Genomic DNA, 19,496 nt, shown 5'->3' on the forward strand with positions numbered 1-19,496 from the left:
AACGCCGCGCAGCGGCTTATCCACGTGCTGTCGGTCCCAATCGGCTCAGGCCATATGCGTCATTTCCCGCTCACCTACAGGCCGTTGCGGGCCTTGAACTCGCGGCGCCGGCGGTGCAGCACCGGTTCGGTGTAGCCGTTGGGCTGGCGGGTGCCTTCGAGGACCAGTTCCAGAGCGGCCTGGAAGGCGACGTTATCGTCGTAGTTCTCGGCCATCGGGCGGTAGAGCGGGTCGCCCTCGTTCTGCCGGTCGACGATCACCGCCATGCGCTTGAAGGCCTCGAGCACCTGCTCGCGGGTCACCACGCCGTGGCGCAGCCAGTTGGCGATGTGCTGGCTGGAGATGCGCAGGGTGGCGCGGTCTTCCATCAGGCCGACGTCCTCGATGTCCGGCACCTTGGAGCAGCCCACGCCCTGGTCGATCCAGCGCACCACGTAGCCGAGGATGCCCTGGGCATTGTTGTCCAGCTCCATCTGGATGTCCTCGGCGCTCCAGTCGGTGTTCGGCGCCAGCGGGATGGTCAGGATGTCGTCCACCGACGCCGGCTCGCGCCTGGCCAGTTCGTCCTGGCGGGCGAAGACGTCGACCTGGTGGTAATGCAGCGCGTGCAGGGTGGCGGCGGTCGGCGAGGGCACCCAGGCGGTGTTGGCGCCGCTCATGGGATGGCCGATCTTCTGCTCGAGCATCGCCGCCATCATGTCCGGCATGGCCCACATGCCCTTGCCGATCTGCGCGCGCCCCTTGAGCCCGCAGGCCAGGCCGACGTCGACGTTGTTGTTCTCGTAGGCGGCGATCCACTTCTCGCCCTTCATGGCTGCCTTGCGCACCATCGGACCGGCTTCCATGGAGGTGTGGATCTCGTCGCCGGTGCGGTCGAGGAAGCCGGTGTTGATGAACACCACGCGCTCGCGCGCCTCGCGGATGCAGGCCTTGAGGTTGACGCTGGTGCGCCGCTCCTCGTCCATGATGCCGACCTTGAGCGTGTTGCGGGCCATGCCCAGCACGTCCTCCACGCGGCCGAACAGTTCGCTGGCGAAGGCGACCTCCTCGGGGCCGTGCATCTTCGGTTTGACGATGTACACCGAGCCGGCGCGCGAGTTGCCGCGGCGGGTGTTGCCCTTGAGGTCGTGCAGCGCGATCAGGCCGGTGAACAGGGCGTCCAGCATGCCTTCCGGGACCTCGTTGCCGTCCCTGTCGAGAATGGCGTCGCTGGTCATCAAGTGCCCGACGTTGCGCACGAACAGCAGCGAGCGGCCATGCAGGGTGACTTCGCCGCCGCCGTCGGCGGCGCGGTACACGCGGTCCGGGTTCATGGTGCGGGTGAAGGTGCTGCCGGCCTTGCTCACCGACTCGGCCAGGTCGCCCTTCATCAGGCCCAGCCAGTTGCGGTAGACCAGCGTCTTGTCGTCGGCGTCGACCGCCGCCACCGAGTCCTCGCAGTCCATGATGGTGGTCAGCGCCGACTCCATCAGCACGTCCTTGACCCCTGCCGCATCGGTCTGGCCGATCGGGCTGGACGGGTCGATCTGGATCTCGAAGTGCAGGCCGTTGTGCTTGAGCAGCACCGCGCTCGGCGCGCCGGCGTCGCCCTGGTAGCCGATCAGTTGCTGCGGCTGGCGCAGGCCGGTGCTGCCGCCCTTGTTCAGCACCTGCAGCCGGCCGCCGTCGATGCGGTAGCCGGTGGCGTCGGCGTGCGAGCCGTCCTGCAGCGGGGCTGCCTGGTCGAGGAACTGGCGGGCGAAGGCGATCACCTTGGCGCCGCGGATCTCGTTGTAGCCCGGGCCCTTGGTGGCGCCGTCGGCCTCGGAGATCACGTCGGTGCCGTAGAGCGCGTCGTACAGCGAACCCCAGCGGGCGTTGGCGGCGTTCAGCGCGAAGCGCGCGTTCATGATCGGCACCACCAGCTGCGGGCCGGCCATGCGGGTGATTTCCTCGTCCACGTGCTCGGTGGTGGCCTGGAAGTCCTCGACCGGCGGCAGCAGGTAGCCGATTTCCTGGAGGAAGGCCTTGTAGGTGCCCGCATCGTGCGGCTGGCCGGCGCGGGCCTGGTGCCAGGCGTCGATCTTCGCCTGCAGCTCGTCGCGCTTGGCGAGCAGCGCGCGGTTCTTCGGGGCGAGCTCGTGGATGACCCGGGCCGCGCCGTTCCAGAACGCGTCGGCCTCCAGCCCGGTGCCGGGGATGGCCTGCTGGGTCACGAAGTCGTACAGCACCTTGGCGACCTGCAGGCCACCGACTTGAATGCGCTCAGTCATCACTTGCCTCATCTGTGCGAGCTTCCTGGGTCTGACCGAAATGACGCGAATGCCGCCGTTCCGGTCGTTGCGAACGCTCATGGTTATTTTTGTAGTACACCGCAGCGCATGCTACATCAGCCCTTCGGAAAAAACAGACGGCCGTCCGTTCGTGACCGAACGGCGAAAGTCGGTCATGTCGATACCGCCGCGGGAAGCGCCGCATCGGAACCACTCGCCCGGATGGCCGTCCCATCGTCATCGAGCAGGCCTGTCGCGCCGGCGCACGGGCTGTTCTATATCTGATGAGTCATCCACACGAGGACGCCGACATGGAGCATCTGGTTCTGACCATCATCGCGCCGGACCAGCCGGGGCTGGTCGAGCAGCTGTCCAAGCGCATCGCCGAGCACGGCGGCAACTGGCTGGAGAGCCGCATGGCGCGCATGGCCGGGCAGTTTGCCGGAATCCTCCGCGTCGCCGTGCCTGAGAACGCGCAGACGGCGCTGGTGGACGCGCTGCAGGGACTGGCGAGTCAGGGGATACGGGTGCAACTGGCGGCCACCGAGGTCGAACAGGTGCGGCCGAGCGCGCGCGCCATCCGTCTGGAGCTGGTCGGCAACGACCGCGCCGGCATCGTGCGCGACATCACCCGGCTGCTCGCCGAGCACGGGGTCAACCTGGAGAACCTCGAGACCGAGGTGGTGCCGGCGCCGATGACCGGCGAGCTGCTGTTCCAGGCCAGCGCGCGCCTGGCGGTGCCGGCCGATCTGTCGCTCGACAGCCTGCAGCAGCGGCTGGAAGCGCTGGCCGACGACCTGATGGTCGAACTCAGGCTTCAGCCCCAGGAGTGAGCGGCTTGACCCCGGCGCTGCGCAGCACCCGCCAGGCGTCGTAGCTGTAGACCGCCAGGCCGACCCAGATGAACACGAAGGCGGTTGCCTTGTCGGCCGGGAAGGGCTCGCCGAACACCGCCACCGCCAGCAGCAGGATCAGCGTCGGGGCGATGTACTGCAAAAAGCCCAGCGTGGAATAGGGCAGGTGGCGCGCCGCGGCGTTGAAGCACAGCAGCGGGACCAGCGTGATCGGGCCGGCCAACACCAGCCACAACGCCTGCGGCTGCAGCAATGCCGCGGTATTCGCCCCGGCGCCGCCGCCGGCGAACAGCAGCCAGCCGATGGCGATCGGCAGCAGCAGCCAGGTCTCGACCACCAGCCCCGGCAGCGCGGCGACCGGAGCCTGCTTGCGCAGCAGCCCGTAGACGCCGAAGGTCAGCGCCAGCACCAGCGACACCCAGGGCAACTGGCCGAGGGCGAACAGCTGCTGGGCGACGCCCGCGGCCGCCAGCGCCACGGCCACCCACTGCAGCGGGCGCAGGCGTTCGCGCAGCAGCACCAGCCCCAGCAGCACGTTCACCAGCGGGTTGATGTAGTACCCCAGGCTCGCCTCGACCATGTGGTTGTTGTTCACCGCCCAGACGTAGATCAGCCAGTTGCTGGCGATCAGCAGGCCGCTGAGGGCCAGCACGCCGAGGCGCCGCGGGTGGGCGAGCAGTTCGCGCAGCCAGCCGGCATGCTTCCAGAGCAGCAGCGCCAGGGCGCCGAACAGCGCCGACCAGATCGCCCGCTGGCTGACGATGAGCATCGGGTCGAAAGCGGTCAGCAGTTTGAAGTAGAGCGGGAACATGCCCCAGATGCAGTAGGCGGCGAGGCCCAGCAGGTAACCCTTGCGCAGATCGGCGGTAGCCATGGTGCTCCTTGAGCGGGCAGTGGCGAACGGCGAATTCTGCGCCGAAACGGTGCGTTTGTCTGCTGTTGCGGGCGAAGATGCGGCACGCCCCGGCGGCGGCCTCAGGCGCGGCGGCGGTAGCGGCGCAGGGCCTCGACCAGATCGCGGCCGGGCAGCGGCTTGTCGAACAGGTAGCCCTGGCCGATATCGCAGTGCTGGCGGCGCAGGAAGGCGAGCTGCTGGGCGGTCTCGATGCCTTCGGCGACCACCTTCAGCTTGAGGTTGCGGGCCATGGCGATCACCGCGGACGTGATCTCCATGTCGTCCTGGCTGGCGGGGATGTCCTTGATGAAGCTGCGATCGATCTTGATCACGTCGATGGGGAATTTCTTCAGGTAGCTCAGCGAGGAGTAGCCGGTGCCGAAGTCGTCCATCGCCAGGCTGACGCCCAGCGCCTTGAGCTCGGTCAGCTGGCGGCGGGTGCCTTCGGTGGCGTCGAGCAGCAGGCTTTCGGTGAGCTCCAGCTCCAGCTGTGCCGGCGGCAGCTGTTCCTCGCGCAGGATGGCGGCCAGCGAGACCACCAGCTCCGGATCGGAGAACTGCTTGGGGGAAACGTTGATCGCCACCTGCAGGTGCCCGAGGCCCAGCGCGCCGAGCTGCATGCCCATGCGGCAGGCCTGGCGCGCCACCCACTTGCCGATGGGGATGATCAGGCCGGTTTCCTCGGCCACGCCGATGAACTGGTCCGGGCGGATGGTGCCCCTGTCCGGGTGGTTCCAGCGCAGCAGTGCTTCCATGCCCTGCAACTGGCCGGTGCGCAGGTCGAGCTTGGGCTGGTAGACGACTTCCAGTTCGTTCTGCGTCAGCGCGCGACGCAGGTTGTTCTCCAGGAACAGCTTGTGGTCGGCCTCGGCGTTGAGCGATTCGTTGAATACCTGGACCTGGTTCTTGCCGTTGGCCTTGGCCTTGTGCAGCGCCAGGCCGGCGTGCTTCATCAGCGTCTGCGGGTCGCGCCCGTGCAGCGGCGCGCAGGCCAGGCCGACCGAGCCGCTGACGCTGATCAGCTGCTTGTCGACGAACAGCGGCTTGTCGAGGCTGCGCAGCACCTCGTGGGCGAGGGCCTGGCCGCTCTCCAGGTCGACGCCGGCCAGCAGTACGGCGAACTCGTTGCTGGCGAAACGGGCGAGGATGCTGTCGGGGCTGAGTGTGTTGCGCAGGCGTAGCGCCAGGCTGGTCAGCAGCCTGTCGCCGGTCTGGTGACCCAGGCTGTCGTTGATGCGCTTGAAGTTGTCGATGTCCACCAGCAGCAGCGAGAGCGTCGGCGGCTCGGGGTCGGCGAAGCGTTCCTCCAGCGAGCGGATGAAGAACGGCCGGTTGCCGAGCCCGGTGAGGTTGTCGGTGTAGGCCAGCCGCTCGATGCGCTGCTGGGCCAGCCGGCTCTGCGTGATGTCCTCGTAGACGCCGATAAAGTGGGTGAGCTGGCCGTCCTCGCCGAACACCTTGGAGATGGTCAGCTGCGCCCAGTAGGGCTCGAGGTTCTTGCGCCGGCTGCGCAGCTCGCCTTGCCAGCTGTTGGCATGGACGAGGGCCGAGCGGGCTTCGTTCAGCACGCTGTCGAGGCTTTCCAGTTCCGGCAGTTCGGAGAGGTGCTTGCCGAGCACGTCCTCGGCGCTGTACTGGGTGATGGCGGCGAAGCTGGGGTTCACGTATTCCAGCACGCCGTCGCGGTTGACCAGCAGGAAGGCGCTGGCGCTCTGCTCGACGGCGCGGCGGAATAGGTGCAGCCGGTGCGTGGCGCTGAGCCGCTGCTGGTTGGTCAGTACCTGGGCGAACTGGTCGGCGAGCTCGCCGGCGAAGGCCACCTCGTCGGTGTGCCAGCTGCGCGCCGTGGCGGTGTGTTCCAGGCGCAGCACGCCGACCACTTCGCCGCCGATGCGCACGCCGGCCTCGAGCATGGCCGTCACCCCGCGCGGCACCAGGTAGTCGGCGGCCAGCTCGGCGATCCGCGGGTCGCGCTGCGCGTCGTGCGCGTCGATCACCCGGGCGCTGTTGAGCGCCTGCAGGTAATGCGGATAGCCGCGGATGTCGATCGCCTCCGGCACCTGATGGCTGTCGCTCAGGCGGTCGTACAGGGTGACCGGCTGGAGCTCGTCGTCGGTGAGGTTCCACAGGCTGGCGCTGGTGACGTCATAGGCCTCGCTGGCCGCCTGGGTGATCAGCTGCGCGGCTTCCAGCAGCGGGTCGTCCGAGCCGTAGCGATGGCGCGCCAGCTTGACGATCAGGCTCTGCTGCACGCGGGAGCGGATCAGGTGCTGCAGGTGGTCTTCCTGCGAATGCTGGTACAGCTCCAGCGAGGCCTGCAGACGGGCGACCTGGCTTTCCAGTTCCTGCTGGTAGGCGACGTCGGCCTGGCTGTCGCAGGGCAGCAGGTAGCCGCGCAGCAGGGCGCGGCCGTGGTGATGGAACTGCTCGCCGATCTCCAGCAGGTTCTGCACGCCTTTGGGCGTGTGCAGCCGGTACTGCACCTGGTACTGGCCGTCGTGGGCGAGCTGCATCTGGATGACATCGTGCAGCTGGTGGCGGGTCTCGGGTTCCATCAGGCTGGCGTAAGGCGAGCCGACCAGCGAACAGAGATCGCTGGCGGGCAGGCCCAGCGGTCGCTCGCAACCCGGATCGAGGAACAATAGCGCCCAGCTCGCCTCGTTCAGGCGCTCGAAGCGCAGCATGCCCAGCCGCGAAGGCACCGGCAGCTGTGTCACGACCTCGCTCGTCGACCGCAGGGCGGCGTCAGGGTGCGATTTCATCGAACGGCTCGAAAACGGAAGGGTGGCGTGGACACGCTAGTGGCTCATTAACACTATGGGGCAAGGGTGCATGATGGCTGACGGCAAGGCAAGGGCGCGGGTGCAACTGTCCGGTACATTACGTCGGGCACCTCAGCCTGCACTGCAAATGGCCTGCCAGAGGGCTCGGAGGGCGGTTATTGTGGGAGGCCCGACCTCGGGGCGAGCTTCCCGATCAGCCGCCCGGTTTCCTGGTCGCCGCGTGGGCGCGCCTCCCACAGGGCCAGGTCGGTTGGACGCAGCAAGCTCAACGAGCGACGGACCCGAGGCACGAGAGCGAAAAAAGCCCCGCGAGTAGCGGGGCCTTTCCGGTCGCGTCAGCGGATCACAGCAGCAGCGTGCGGATGTCCGCCAGCAGCTCGCCCAGGCGCTTGGTGAAGCGCGCCGCGGCGGCGCCGTTGATCACCCGGTGATCGTAGGACAGCGACAGCGGCAGCATCAGGCGCGGCGCGAAGGCCTTGCCGTCCCAGACCGGCTGCAGGGTGGCCTTCGATACCCCGAGGATCGCCACTTCCGGCGCGTTGACGATCGGCGTGAAGCCGGTCCCGCCGATGTGGCCGAGGCTCGAGATGGTGAAGCAGGCGCCCTGCATGGCGTCGGCCGAGAGCTTCTTGTTGCGCGCCTTGTCGGCGAGGTCCGCTGCTTCGGCCGCCAGCTGCAGCAGGCTCTTCTGGTCGACGTTGCGAATCACCGGCACCAGCAGGCCGTCCGGCGTGTCCACGGCGAAGCCGAGGTGCACGTACTTCTTGCGGATCAGCGCCTTGCCGCTGGGGGCCAGCGAACTGTTGAAGTCCGGCAGTTCCTTGAGCAGGTGCGCGCAGGCCTTGAGCAGCAGCGGCAGCACGGTCAGCTTGACGCCGGCCTTTTCCGCCACCGCCTTCTGCGCCACGCGGAAGGCTTCCAGCTCGGTGATGTCGGCCTGGTCGAACTGGGTCACGTGCGGCACGTTCAGCCAGCTGCGGTGCAGGTTGGCGGCGCCCACCTGCATCAGGCGGGTCATCGCGACTTCCTCGACCTCGCCGTACTTGCTGAAGTCCACCGCCGGCACCGGCGGGATGCCAGCGCCACCGGTCGCCGCGCCGGCCGGTGCTTCCTTGGCCTTGCGCATGACCGCCTTGACGTAGTTCTCCACGTCTTCCTTGAGAATGCGCTCCTTCGGTCCGGTGCCGGTGACGTCGGTCAGGACGACGCCCAGGTCGCGGGCGAGCATGCGCACCGCCGGCCCGGCGTGGACCTTGCGGCCATCCTTGCTGGCGGCGGCCGGCATCGGTGCCGGCGCGGCGGCAGCGCGGGATTCCGGTACGCCCTGCTTGTTCGGCGCCACGGCCTGCAGCGAGGGCGCCGGTTCGGCTGCTTCCTGTGCCGGTTTCTTCGCCTTGGCCGGTGCGGCGCCCGCCACCTTGAGGGTGAGGATCAGGTCGCCGGTCTTGGCCTGGTCGCCGACCTTGATGGACACGCTTTCCACCGTGCCGGCCATGGGCGCGGGGATTTCCATGCTGGCCTTGTCCGACTCCAGGGTGATCAGCGATTGCTCGGCCTGCACCTGGTCGCCGGCCTTGACCATCACCTCGATGACGTTGGCCGTGCCGCTGGAACCGATGTCCGGCACCTTGATCTCTTCGACGCGCTCGCCGGCCGGTTCCTCGACCGCGGCTTCCTGCGCCGGGGCCGCGGGGGCTTCGGCCGGGGCCGCCTTCTTGGACTTGGCAGCCTTGGGCGCGGCGGCGCCCTTGAGCACCAGGATCAGGTCGCCGGTGCCGATCTCGTCGCCGACCTTGACCGATACACTCTCGACCACGCCGGCGGCGGGCGCCGGGATTTCCATGCTGGCCTTGTCCGATTCCAGGGTGATCAGCGACTGCTCGGCGGCGATGGTGTCGCCGGGCTTGACCGATACCTCGATGACGTTGGCCTTGCCGGCGGAGCCGATGTCCGGCACGCGGATTTCCTGCGCTTCGCCTTCGCCGGTGGACGCCGAGGCGTCCTCGTCGCCGGGGGCGCTGGTCGCCTCGGTCTCGTCGGCCGGGCCGCCGCTGGCGGCGCCGGCGGGCTCGGCGCTGGCCGGTTCGGCGGGGGCGGCGGCTTCACCACCTTCGCTGTCCAGTTCCAGCAGTTCGTCGCCTTCCTTCAGACGGTCGCCCAGCTTGACCTTCAGGCTCTTGACGACCCCGGCCTTGGGGGCCGGGATCTCCATGCTGGCCTTGTCCGACTCGAGCGTCAGGATGCTCTGGTCGGCTTCGATCCGGTCACCGACCTTCACGAAGATCTCGATGACTTCACCCTCACCGTTGCCGATGTCGGGTACGCGAATGGTTTCACTCACAATAGGTTCTCCTGTTCGCTCGCGGCATCAGCAATCCAGCGGATTGCGCTTCTCGGGGTCGATACCGAACTCGGTGATGGCCTCGGCCACGACCTTGCGTTCGATGGCGCCACGATTGGCGAGAGCCTGCAGAGCGGCGAGGGTGACCCAGCGGCGATCGACTTCGAAGAAGTCGCGCAGCTTCCGGCGACTGTCGCTGCGGCCGAAACCGTCGGTGCCCAGCACCTGGTACTCGTCGCTCGGGATCCACTGGCGGATCTGGTCGGCGAACAGCTTCATGTAGTCGGTGGAGGCGATCACCGGGCCGTCGCGACCTTCCAGGCACTGCTGGACGTAGCTCTTGCGCGGTTCCTCGGTCGGGTGCAGGCGGTTCCAGTGGTCGGCCGCCAGGCCGTCGCGGCGCAGTTCGTTGAAGCTGGTGACGCTCCAGACGTCGGCGCCGATGCCGAACTTGGCGAGCATGTCCACCGCCGCGCGGACTTCGCGCAGGATAGTGCCCGAGCCCAGCAGCTGGACGCGGTGCTTGAAGTCGCCCTTGGCTTCCTCGAGCAGGTACATGCCCTTGATGATCGCGTCCTCCACGCCCTCCGGCATGGCCGGCTGCTGGTAGTTCTCGTTCATCACGGTGATGTAGTAGTAGACGCTCTTCTGCAGCTCCATCATCTCGTGGATGCCCTGGCGCATGATCACCGCCAGCTCGTAGGCGTAGGTCGGGTCGTAGCTGCGGCAGTTGGGGATGGTGCTGGCGAGGATGTGGCTGTGGCCGTCCTCGTGCTGCAGGCCCTCGCCGTTGAGCGTGGTGCGTCCGGAGGTGCCGCCGAGCAGGAAGCCGCGCGCCTGGGCGTCGCCGGCGGCCCAGGCGAGGTCGCCGATACGCTGGAAGCCGAACATCGAATAGAAGATGTAGACCGGCAGCATCGGCGTGTTGTAGTTGCTGTAGGCGGTACCGGCGGAGATCCAGCTGGACATGGCGCCGGCCTCGTTCAGGCCTTCCTGCAGGATCTGGCCGTCCTGGGCCTCGCGGTAGTACATCACCTGGTCGCGGTCGACCGGCTCGTACAGCTGGCCTACCGGGGAGTAGATGCCGAGCTGGCGGAACATGCCTTCCATGCCGAAGGTGCGGGCCTCGTCGGCGAGGATCGGCACGATGCGCTTGCCCAGGTCCTTGTCCTTCACCAGCGAGGCGAGGATGCGGCCGAAGGCCATGGTGGTGGAGATCTCGCGGTCGCCCGAGCCGTCGAGCACGGCCTTGAGGGTGTCCAGCGGCGGCGTCGGGACGCTGATGCTCTTGGCCCGGCGCTGCGGCAGCGCGCCACCGAGCTTCTCGCGGCACTTGCGCAGGTACTTCATCTCGGCGCTGTCTTCGGCCGGACGGAAGAACGGCAGTTCCTCGAGCTGGGAGTCGTTGACCGGGATATCGAAGCGATCGCGGAATTTCTTCAGCGACTCGATATCGACCTTCTTGGTGTTGTGGGCGATGTTCTTCGCCTCGCCGGCACCGGTGCCGTAGCCCTTGATGGTCTTGGCCAGGATGACGGTCGGCTGGCCCTTGTGGTTGACCGCCTGGTGGTAGGCCGCATAGACCTTGTAGGGGTCGTGGCCACCGCGGTTGAGTTTCCAGATGTCCTCGTCGGACATGGCCTCGACACGCTTGAGCAGCTCCGGATCGGCGCCGAAGAAGTGCTTGCGCACGTAGGCCCCATCCTTGGCCTTGTAGTTCTGGTACTCGCCGTCGATCGCCTCGTCCATGCGGCGCTGCATGCGGCCGTCCTCGTCCTGGGCGAACAGCGGATCCCACAGGCGGCCCCAGATGACCTTGTTGACGTTCCAGTTGGCGCCTTTGAACACGCCTTCGAGTTCCTGGATGATCTTGCCGTTGCCGCGTACCGGGCCGTCGAGGCGCTGCAGGTTGCAGTTGATGACGAAGATCAGGTTGTCCAGGTTCTCGCGGCCGGCCAGGGAGATGGCGCCGAGGGTTTCCGGCTCGTCGCACTCGCCGTCGCCGATGAAGCACCAAACGCGCTGCTTGCCGGCCGGGATGAAGCCGCGGTTCTCCAGGTACTTCATGAAGCGCGCCTGGTAGATCGCCTGGATCGGGCCCAGACCCATGGAGACGGTCGGGAACTGCCAGAAATCCGGCATCAGGTAGGGGTGCGGGTAGGACGACAACCCGTTGCCATCGACTTCCTGGCGGAAGTTCAGCATCTGGTCTTCGGTCAGCCGGCCTTCGAGGAAGGCGCGGGCGTAGATGCCGGGCGAGGCGTGGCCCTGGTAGTAGATCAGGTCGCCGCCGTGCTCTTCGTTCGGCGCCTGGAAGAAATAGTTGAAGCCGATGTCGTACAGGGTGGCGCTGGAGGCAAAGGTGGAAATGTGTCCACCCAGGTCCGGGTCTTTCAGGTTCGCGCGCATCACCATGGCGAGCGCGTTCCAGCGGACCAGCGAGCGGATGCGCCGCTCCATGAACAGGTCGCCGGGCATCTTCGCTTCGCGGGTGACGGGAATGGTGTTGCGGTAGGGCGTGGTGATGCCATAGGGCAGCGGGGTGCCGCTGCGGGTGGCCAGTTCGCCCATCCGGGTCAGCAGATAGTGGGCGCGGTCTTCACCTTCTCGATCGATGACCGAATCGAGGGCATCCAGCCATTCCTGGGTTTCGACGGGATCAAGGTCTTGCATGGCTTGCTCCAGGGCGGAAAGGCTTCCAGAATCGGTTGCCTGCTTCGCGACCAGCTTTATGAGCCGGTGCATATTTTCTTGGATGTATCGCCGGGGGTAGGACCGGGCCCTGTAGTTTTACTACAAAATGGCCAGCAGTTCACAGCCCCCGCCCGCGATCGAGCGTAGTGGAACTACAACAAGGCGGGCGCCGACCCCGTGTCATGGACGGCTCGCCCGGTCGTTCGCCCGACCGTTGAAATGACCCGTCGGCCCTGCATCCAGGTGCGGAGCCGCTGAGAGAGCCGCTTATGAGCCTGCCCCCCCTGGCCGCGATCCCGGCCTCGCTCCTGCCTTTTGTCCGCCGTGCCGAAGAGTCGTTCAGCGCTGCCGTCGCCACCCTGCCGGCCGGTCGCCAGGCGCAGCATGCCGCGTGGCCCGAAGCCAGGCGCGACGCTTTCGCCAGGGTCTGCGCGGGCAGCGAGTTCGTCGCCGATCAGGTTAGCCGAGAACCGGAAATGTTGCTGGATCTGGCCGGTGACGGTCTGCTCGAGCGCTCGCTGGCGCCCGGGGAGATGGCCGCCGAACTCGAGCGCGTGCTGGCCGGCTGCGGCGACGAGGACGCGCTGGGACGGGCGCTGCGGCGGCATCGCAACCGCCACCAGGTGCGCATCATCTGGCGCGACCTGACCCGCCAGGCCGACCTGCAGGAAACCTGTCGCGACCTCTCGGACCTGGCCGACGCCTGCATCGACCTGGCCTACCGCTGGCTGTATCCGCGCCACTGTGCGCAGTTCGGCACGCCGGTCGGGCGGCGCAGCGGGAGGCCGCAGCACATGGTCATCCTCGGCATGGGCAAGCTCGGTGCCCACGAGCTGAACCTGTCCTCCGACATCGACCTGATCTTCGGCTACCCGGAAGGCGGCGAGACCGAGGGCGTCAAGCGCTCGCTGGACAACCAGGAGTTCTTCATCCGCCTCGGCCAGCGCCTGATCAAGGCGCTCGACGCCATCACCGTCGACGGCTTCGTGTTCCGCGTCGACATGCGCCTGCGCCCCTACGGCTCGTCCGGCGCGCTGGTGCTCAGCTTCAGTGCCCTGGAGCAGTACTACCAGGACCAGGGGCGCGACTGGGAGCGCTACGCGATGATCAAGGCGCGGGTGGTCGGCGGCGATCGCGAGGCCGGTGCCGAGCTGCTGACCATGCTGCGGCCCTTCGTCTACCGCCGCTACCTCGACTTCGCCGCGATCGACGCGCTGCGCGACATGAAGCGGCTGATCCAGCGCGAGGTGCGGCGCAAGGGCATGGCCGAGAACATCAAGCTCGGCTCCGGCGGCATCCGCGAAGTGGAGTTCATCGCCCAGTCGTTCCAGCTGATCCATGGCGGACGCGACCTGGCGCTGCAGCAGCGGCCGCTGCTCGGCGTGCTGGCGACGCTGGAGGGCAAGGGCTACCTGCCGGCCGAGGCGGTGGCCGAACTGCGCGAGGGCTACGAGTTCCTGCGCTACGCCGAGCATGCGCTGCAGGCGGTCGCCGACCGGCAGACGCAGATGCTGCCCGACGGCGAGCCGGATCGCGCGCGGGTCGCCTTCATGCTCGGCTTCGCCGATTGGGACGCCTTCCATGCGCAGTTGATGAGTTGGCGCGAGCGGGTGGCGGCGCATTTTCGCGAGGTGATCGCCGGCCCGGACGAGGAGGAGGGCGAGGACGCCAACCCGGCGGGCGAGTGGCTGCCGCTGTGGCAGGGGCTGTGGGACGAGGAGTACGCCGTGCGCCAGCTGGCCGACGCCGGCTTCGCCGATGGCGCGCTGGCCTGCCAGCGGCTGGCCGGGCTGCGCAACGGCAGCCAGGTGCGCACCATGCAGCGGCTCGGGCGCGACCGCCTGGATGCCTTCATGCCGCGCCTGCTCGGCCTGGTGATCGAGCAGCCCGATCCCGACCTTGTGCTCGAGCGGGTGCTGCCGCTGGTCGAGGCGGTGGCCCGGCGCTCGGCCTACCTGGTGCTGCTCAGCGAGAATCCCGGCGCCCTGCAGCGGCTGCTCGAGCTTTGCGGGGCGAGCCCGTGGATCGCCGAACAAATCAGCCGCTTCCCGATCCTGCTCGACGAACTGCTCAACGCCGGCCGGCTGTACAGCCCGCCGCAGGCGCCGGAGCTGGCCGCCGAGCTGCGCGAGCGGCTGATGCGCATCCCCGAGGACGACCTCGAACAGCAGATGGAGGCGCTGCGGCATTTCAAGCTGGCGCACGGCCTGCGCGTGGCGGCCTCGGAGATCGCCGGCACGCTGCCGCTGATGAAGGTCAGCGACTACCTCACCTGGCTCGCCGAGGCGATCCTCGAGCAGGTGCTGGCGATCGCCTGGCGCTACATGGTCGCCCGCCACGGACGTCCGCAGCGTGCCGATGGCAGTCCCTGCGATCCGGCCTTCGTGATCGTCGGCTACGGCAAGGTCGGCGGCCTCGAACTCGGCCACGGCTCGGACCTGGACCTGGTGTTCATTCACGACGGCGACCCGCAGGCCGAGACCGACGGCGCCAAGCCGATCGACGCGGCGCAATTCTTCACCCGCCTCGGCCAGCGCATCATCCATCTGCTGACCACCCAGACCACCTCCGGCCAGCTGTACGAGGTGGACATGCGCCTGCGTCCGTCGGGGGCGTCCGGCCTGCTGGTGAGTTCGCTGGCGGCCTTCGAGCGCTACCAGACGCAGGAAGCCTGGACCTGGGAGCACCAGGCCCTGGTGCGGGCGCGGGTGCTGGTGGGCTGCCGCCGCCTGGCCGAAGACTTCGCCCGGGTACGCACCACGGTGCTCGGCCGGGCGCGCGACCTGGCGCCGCTGCGGCAGGAGGTCAGCGGCATGCGCGCGAAGATGCGCGAGAGCCTGGGCACCCGGGCCACGGCCGCGGGGCTGGGGGAGAACGCCTTCGATCCGACGATGAGCTTCGATCTCAAGCAGGATGCCGGAGGTATCGTCGATATCGAATTTATGGTGCAATACGCGGCCTTGGCGTGGTCGCACCAGCACCCGCAGCTTCTGCAGTACACCGACAACATCCGGATTCTCGACGGCCTGGCCCAGGCCGGGCTGATGCCGGCCGAACAGGTCGAGCTGCTGCAGGGGGCCTACAAGGCCTATCGCGCCGCGGCGCACCGGCAATCGTTGCAGAAACAGCCGGGCGTGGTCGGCGCCGACCAGTTTCAGGACGAGCGCCGCGCGGTGATGCGCATGTGGCGCGAGCTGGGGCTCTCCTGAGCTGGTGCGCACCCCTTTACTGAATTCTTGAGGAGCTGGCAACGATGTCGATGGCCGATCGTGACGGTGTGATCTGGTATGACGGCGAGATGGTGCCGTGGCGCGAGGCGACGACCCACGTGCTGACCCATACGCTGCATTACGGCATGGGCGTTTTCGAAGGCGTGCGGGCCTACAACACGCCCGACGGCACGGCCATCTTCCGCCTGCAGGCGCACACCGACCGCCTGTTCGATTCCGCGCACATCATGAACATGAAGATCCCCTTCACCAAGGAGCAGCTCAACGAGGCGCAGCGCTCCGCGGTGCGCGAGAACAACCTCGAGACCGCCTACCTGCGCCCGATGGTGTTCTACGGATCGGAAGGCATGGGGCTGCGCGCCACCGGCCTGAAGGTGCACGTGATCGTCGCCGCCTGGCCGTGGCCGGCCTACATGGGCGAGGAAGCGCTGATCAGCGGCATCAAGGTGCGCACCAGTTCCTTCACCCGCCACCACGTGAACATCTCGATGACCCGCGCCAAGTCCAACGGCGCCTACATCAACTCGATGCTGGCCCTGCAGGAAGCCATCTCCGGCGGCGCCGACGAGGCGCTGATGCTCGATCCGGAAGGCTACGTGGCCGAGGGTTCCGGCGAGAACGTGTTCATCATCAAGAACGGCGTGGTCTACACCCCCGAGGTCACCGCCTGCCTGAACGGCATCACCCGCGGCACCGTGCTGGCCCTGGCCGAGGAGCTCGGCATCAAGGTGGTCGAGAAGCGCATCACCCGCGACGAAGTGTACATCGCCGACGAGGCCTTCTTCACCGGCACCGCCGCCGAAGTGACGCCGATCCGCGAAGTCGACGGCCGCCAGATCGGCGCCGGCCGCCGTGGTCCGGTGACCGAGAAGCTGCAGAAGGCCTACTTCGACCTGGTAACCGGCCAGACCGCTGCCCACGCCGAATGGCGGACCCTCGTAGGCTAAAGGCTCTAGGCTGAAGGCTGGACGAGGTGCTTTTTCGTTCAGCCTCAAGCCTTCAGCCTCCAGCGGCTTTTGCTATGAACATCCTGATTATTGGCCCCAGCTGGGTCGGCGACATGGTGATGGCGCAGACGCTGTTCGCCTGCCTGAAGGCGCGCCACCCGGACTGCACCATCGACGTGCTGGCGCCCGACTGGAGCCGGCCGATCCTCGAGCGCATGCCGCAGGTCCGCGAGCCGCTGAGCTTTCCGCTCGGGCACGGGGTGCTCGACCTGGCCACCCGCCGGCGGATCGCGCAGGAGCTGCGCGGCCGCTACGACCAGGCCATCGTCCTGCCCAATTCACTGAAGTCGGCGCTGGTCCCGTTCCTCGCCGGCATTCCGCGGCGCACCGGCTGGCGCGGCGAGATGCGCTTCGGCCTGCTCAACGACATCCGCAAGCTGGACAAGGCCCGTTATCCCTTGATGATCGAGCGCTTCATGGCGCTGGCCTTCGAGGCGGACGCCGGGCTGCCCAAGCCCTATCCGAAGCCGGCGCTGCAGATCGACCCGGCAGCCCGCGCGGCGGCCCTGGCGCGCTTCGGGCTGGCCCTCGATCGTCCGGTGCTGGCGCTCTGTCCTGGCGCCGAATTCGGCGAGTCCAAGCGCTGGCCGACATCGCATTTCGCCGAGGTGGCCGAGGCGCGCATCCGCGCCGGCTGGCAGGTCTGGCTGTTCGGCTCGAAGAACGACAGGGACGTGGGCGAAGAGATCCGCGGCCTGCTGATCCCGGGCCTGCGCGAAGAAGCCTTCAATCTCGCCGGGGAGACCAGTCTGGCCGAGGCCATCGACCTGCTGTCCTGCGCCGATGCGGCGGTCTCCAACGACTCCGGACTGATGCACGTCGCCGCCGCGCTCGGCCGCCCGCTGGTGGCGGTGTACGGCTCGACCTCGCCCGATTTCACCCCGCCGTTGTCCGACCAGGTGGAAGTGGTGCGCCTGGGGCTGGAATGCAGCCCCTGCTTCGACCGTACCTGCCGCTTCGGCCACAACAACTGCATGCGCGAACTGCACGCCCCGCTGGTCGACGAGGCGCTGGACCGCCTGCTACCGCGGCCGGTCGGTGTCGAGTGACGCCGTGAGCGGATTTCAGCCGATGCATGCCATCCTCCGCGCCGCAAACCGGCGCGCCCGGCCGGCCGCCGGGGAGCGCCGCTGATGCGCGTGCTGGTGATCAAGACCTCCTCGCTGGGGGACGTCGTCCATACCCTGCCGGCGCTGACCGATGCCCGGCGGGCGATCCCCGGCATTCGCTTCGACTGGGTGGTGGAGGAGGGCTTCGCCGAGATCCCCGCCTGGCATCCGGCGGTGGAGTCGGTCATACCGGTGGCGATCCGCCGCTGGCGCAAGGCGCCTCTGCGTACCTGGCGCAGCGGTGAATGGTCGACTTTCCGCCAGCGGCTCGCCGCGGGCGGATACGACCTGGCGATCGATGCCCAGGGCCTGCTCAAGAGCGCCTGGCTGACCCGTTACGTCAAGGCGCCGGTGGCCGGCCTCGATCGCCATTCGGCGCGCGAGCCGCTGGCCAGCTGTTTTTATGATCGCCGCTACCCGGTGCCGGTCGAGCAGCATGCGCTCGAGCGCGTCCGCCAGCTGTTCGCCCAGGCGCTCGGCTATTCGCTCGACGGGGCACCGCCCGCCGATTACGGGCTCGACCGCCGCCGGCTGGCTGGCGGCTCCGCTGCGCAGCCCTATCTGCTGTTCCTGCATGGCACCACCTGGCCAAGCAAGCACTGGCCGGAGGAGCACTGGCGCGCGCTGGCCGAACAGGTCACCGCCGCCGGCTGGGCCTTGCGTCTGCCCTGGGGCAACGCGGCCGAGCGCGCGCGTGCCGAACGCATCGCCGAGGGCTTGCCGGATGCCGACGTGCTGCCGCGGCTGAACCTGGCTGGCGTGGCGGCGCAGATCGCCGGTGCGCGCGCCTGCGTCGCGGTCGATACCGGCCTGGGGCATCTGGCCGCGGCGCTGGGCGTGCCCTCGATTTCCCTCTACGGGCCGACGCGCCCGGGGCGGGTCGGCGCCTACGGGCCATCCCAGGTGCACCTGTGCGCCAGCGGCCCGAACGCCGGCAGCGGCGATCGCCACAAGCCGGCGTTCGAGGGGCTCGGCCCCGAACGCGTGATGACCGAGTTGCAGCGGCTTCTGCAGACCCAGGAGAGCGCCTGATGCAACTGGCTTTCGTCCTCTACAAGTACTTTCCCTTCGGCGGCCTGCAGCGCGACTTCATGCGCATCGCCCTGGAATGCCAGGCGCGCGGCCATGCGGTGCGCGTCTACACACTGATTTGGGAAGGCGAGGTGCCTGACGGCTTCGAGGTGCTGGTGGCGCCGGTCAAGGCGCTGTTCAACCACAGCCGCAACGAGAAATTCACCGCCTGGGTGCAGGCCGACCTGGCACGCCGGCCGGTGGACCGGGTGATCGGTTTCAACAAGATGCCGGGCCTGGACGTCTACTACGCCGCCGACCCCTGCTTCGAGGACAAGGCGCAGACGCTGCGCAACCCGCTGTATCGGCGCTGGGGGCGTTATCGCCACTTCGCCGAGTACGAGCGCGCGGTATTCTCGCCACAGTCACGCACCCAGATATTGATGATCTCCGAGGTGCAGCAGCCGCTGTTCGTCAAGCACTACGGCACCCCGGCGGAACGCTTCCATCTGCTGCCGCCGGGCATTGCCGCGGACCGCCGAGCGCCGGCCAATGCCGGGGAGATTCGCGGCGATTTCCGCCGCGAGTTCGGGCTCGATGAGCGTGACCTGCTGGTGGTGCAGATCGGCTCCGGCTTCAAGACCAAGGGCCTCGACCGCAGCCTGCGGGCGATCGCCGCGCTGCCGCGCGAGCTGAAGGCCCGCACGCGGCTGATCGTCATCGGCCAGGACGACCCCAAGCCGTTCCTGCTGCAGATGAAGACGCTGGGGATTTCCGAGCGGGTCAGCATCCTCAAGGGCCGCAGCGACATCCCGCGCTTCCTGCTCGGCGCCGACCTGCTGCTGCATCCGGCGTACAACGAGAACACCGGCACCGTGCTGCTGGAGGCGCTGGTCGCCGGGCTGCCGGTACTGGTCACCGACGTCTGCGGCTACGCGCACTACATCGAGGAGGCCGACTGCGGCCGGCTTGTGCCGAGCCCGTTCGAGCAGCGCACGCTGGACCGCCAGCTCGCCGAGATGCTGGCCGACGACGCGGCGCGTGCGCGCTGGGCGGCCAACGGCCTGGCCTTCGCCGACCAGGCCGATCTCTACTCGATGCCGCAGCGCGCCGCCGACGTGATTCTGGGGGAGCAGGTATGAAGCCCATGGCTGGCATGCCCACGCGGCGGATTGCCTCGGGTCGGACCTCCCACAAAAGCAGCGAACGTACACCGAATTCCTGTGGGAGGCGCGCCCCCGCGGCGATACAGGCCGGAGGCCTGCTCAGGGATCTCAAAAGCATCGCCCCGAGGTCGGGCCTCCCACAAAAGCGGCGAGC

The 19,496-nt window shown here is 68.1% G+C and carries 11 protein-coding genes; 6 read left to right on the plus strand and 5 right to left on the minus strand.

Features of this window, described 5'->3' with window-relative positions; genetic code table 11:
• Positions 1-74: 74 nt before the first annotated feature.
• Positions 75-2,252 (minus strand): malate synthase G, encoded by a 2,178-nt coding sequence (locus H610_RS0121260; protein ID WP_028241547.1) that lies wholly within the window; start codon positions 2,250-2,252, stop codon positions 75-77.
• A gap of 311 nt (positions 2,253-2,563) precedes the next feature.
• Here H610_RS0121260 and H610_RS0121265 point away from each other — a divergent pair, with 311 nt between their 5' ends.
• Positions 2,564-3,085, plus strand: coding sequence for a glycine cleavage system protein R (locus H610_RS0121265; protein ID WP_028241548.1), 522 nt, complete (start codon positions 2,564-2,566; stop codon positions 3,083-3,085).
• On the opposite strand, the gene rarD is transcribed toward H610_RS0121265, so the two are convergent.
• The 4 genes from rarD to aceE form a co-directional block, all read right to left on the minus strand.
• Positions 3,063-3,980, minus strand: a complete 918-nt coding sequence (rarD, locus tag H610_RS0121270) for an EamA family transporter RarD (protein WP_028241549.1) — start codon at positions 3,978-3,980, stop codon at positions 3,063-3,065. The genes H610_RS0121265 and rarD overlap by 23 nt on opposite strands.
• A 101-nt stretch (positions 3,981-4,081) precedes the next feature.
• Positions 4,082-6,763 (minus strand): sensor domain-containing protein, encoded by a 2,682-nt coding sequence (locus H610_RS0121275; protein WP_028241550.1) that lies wholly within the window; start codon positions 6,761-6,763, stop codon positions 4,082-4,084.
• Between the two features lie 364 nt (positions 6,764-7,127).
• Positions 7,128-9,125, minus strand: coding sequence for a dihydrolipoyllysine-residue acetyltransferase (aceF, locus tag H610_RS0121280; protein ID WP_028241551.1), 1,998 nt, complete (start codon positions 9,123-9,125; stop codon positions 7,128-7,130).
• A 27-nt stretch (positions 9,126-9,152) separates the two neighbouring features.
• The gene (gene aceE / locus H610_RS0121285) at positions 9,153-11,798 is read right to left on the minus strand and encodes a pyruvate dehydrogenase (acetyl-transferring), homodimeric type (RefSeq protein WP_028241552.1); all 2,646 of its coding nucleotides are present in this window, start codon (positions 11,796-11,798) and stop codon (positions 9,153-9,155) included.
• Between the two features lie 290 nt (positions 11,799-12,088).
• Between aceE and glnE the strand changes: the two genes are divergently transcribed.
• From glnE to H610_RS0121310, 5 genes are all read left to right on the plus strand, one after another.
• Entirely contained in the window at positions 12,089-15,028 is a 2,940-nt protein-coding gene (gene glnE / locus H610_RS0121290) for a bifunctional [glutamate--ammonia ligase]-adenylyl-L-tyrosine phosphorylase/[glutamate--ammonia-ligase] adenylyltransferase (RefSeq protein ID WP_028241553.1), read from the plus strand.
• 44 nt (positions 15,029-15,072) lie between these two features.
• Complete coding sequence (locus H610_RS0121295; RefSeq protein ID WP_028241554.1) at positions 15,073-15,996, plus strand: branched-chain amino acid transaminase; 924 nt, start codon at positions 15,073-15,075, stop codon at positions 15,994-15,996.
• Positions 15,997-16,070: 74 nt separating this feature from the next.
• Complete coding sequence (gene waaF / locus H610_RS0121300; protein WP_028241555.1) at positions 16,071-17,105, plus strand: lipopolysaccharide heptosyltransferase II; 1,035 nt, start codon at positions 16,071-16,073, stop codon at positions 17,103-17,105.
• Between the two features lie 84 nt (positions 17,106-17,189).
• Positions 17,190-18,197 carry a lipopolysaccharide heptosyltransferase I gene (gene waaC, locus H610_RS0121305; protein ID WP_028241556.1) on the plus strand — a complete coding sequence of 336 codons (1,008 nt, stop codon included), beginning with the start codon at positions 17,190-17,192 and terminating at the stop codon, positions 18,195-18,197.
• Complete coding sequence (locus H610_RS0121310) at positions 18,197-19,318, plus strand: glycosyltransferase family 4 protein (RefSeq protein ID WP_028241557.1); 1,122 nt, start codon at positions 18,197-18,199, stop codon at positions 19,316-19,318. The genes waaC and H610_RS0121310 overlap by 1 nt, the downstream gene beginning before the upstream one ends.
• Positions 19,319-19,496: the final 178 nt, after the last annotated feature.

This window comes from Stutzerimonas azotifigens DSM 17556, from assembly GCF_000425625.1.
Lineage (GTDB): Bacteria > Pseudomonadota > Gammaproteobacteria > Pseudomonadales > Pseudomonadaceae > Stutzerimonas > Stutzerimonas azotifigens.

Coding starts and splice junctions, on each gene's coding strand:
- H610_RS0121310 (WP_028241557.1), top strand. CDS start 18,197: ATGCAACTGGCTTTCGTCCTCTACAAGTACTTTCCCTTCGGCGGCCTG.
- waaC (WP_028241556.1), top strand. CDS start 17,190: ATGCGCGTGCTGGTGATCAAGACCTCCTCGCTGGGGGACGTCGTCCAT.
- H610_RS0121295 (WP_028241554.1), top strand. CDS start 15,073: ATGTCGATGGCCGATCGTGACGGTGTGATCTGGTATGACGGCGAGATG.
- H610_RS0121260 (WP_028241547.1), bottom strand. CDS start 2,252: ATGACTGAGCGCATTCAAGTCGGTGGCCTGCAGGTCGCCAAGGTGCTG.
- aceE (WP_028241552.1), bottom strand. CDS start 11,798: ATGCAAGACCTTGATCCCGTCGAAACCCAGGAATGGCTGGATGCCCTC.
- waaF (WP_028241555.1), top strand. CDS start 16,071: ATGAACATCCTGATTATTGGCCCCAGCTGGGTCGGCGACATGGTGATG.
- H610_RS0121265 (WP_028241548.1), top strand. CDS start 2,564: ATGGAGCATCTGGTTCTGACCATCATCGCGCCGGACCAGCCGGGGCTG.
- glnE (WP_028241553.1), top strand. CDS start 12,089: ATGAGCCTGCCCCCCCTGGCCGCGATCCCGGCCTCGCTCCTGCCTTTT.
- H610_RS0121275 (WP_028241550.1), bottom strand. CDS start 6,763: ATGAAATCGCACCCTGACGCCGCCCTGCGGTCGACGAGCGAGGTCGTG.
- rarD (WP_028241549.1), bottom strand. CDS start 3,980: ATGGCTACCGCCGATCTGCGCAAGGGTTACCTGCTGGGCCTCGCCGCC.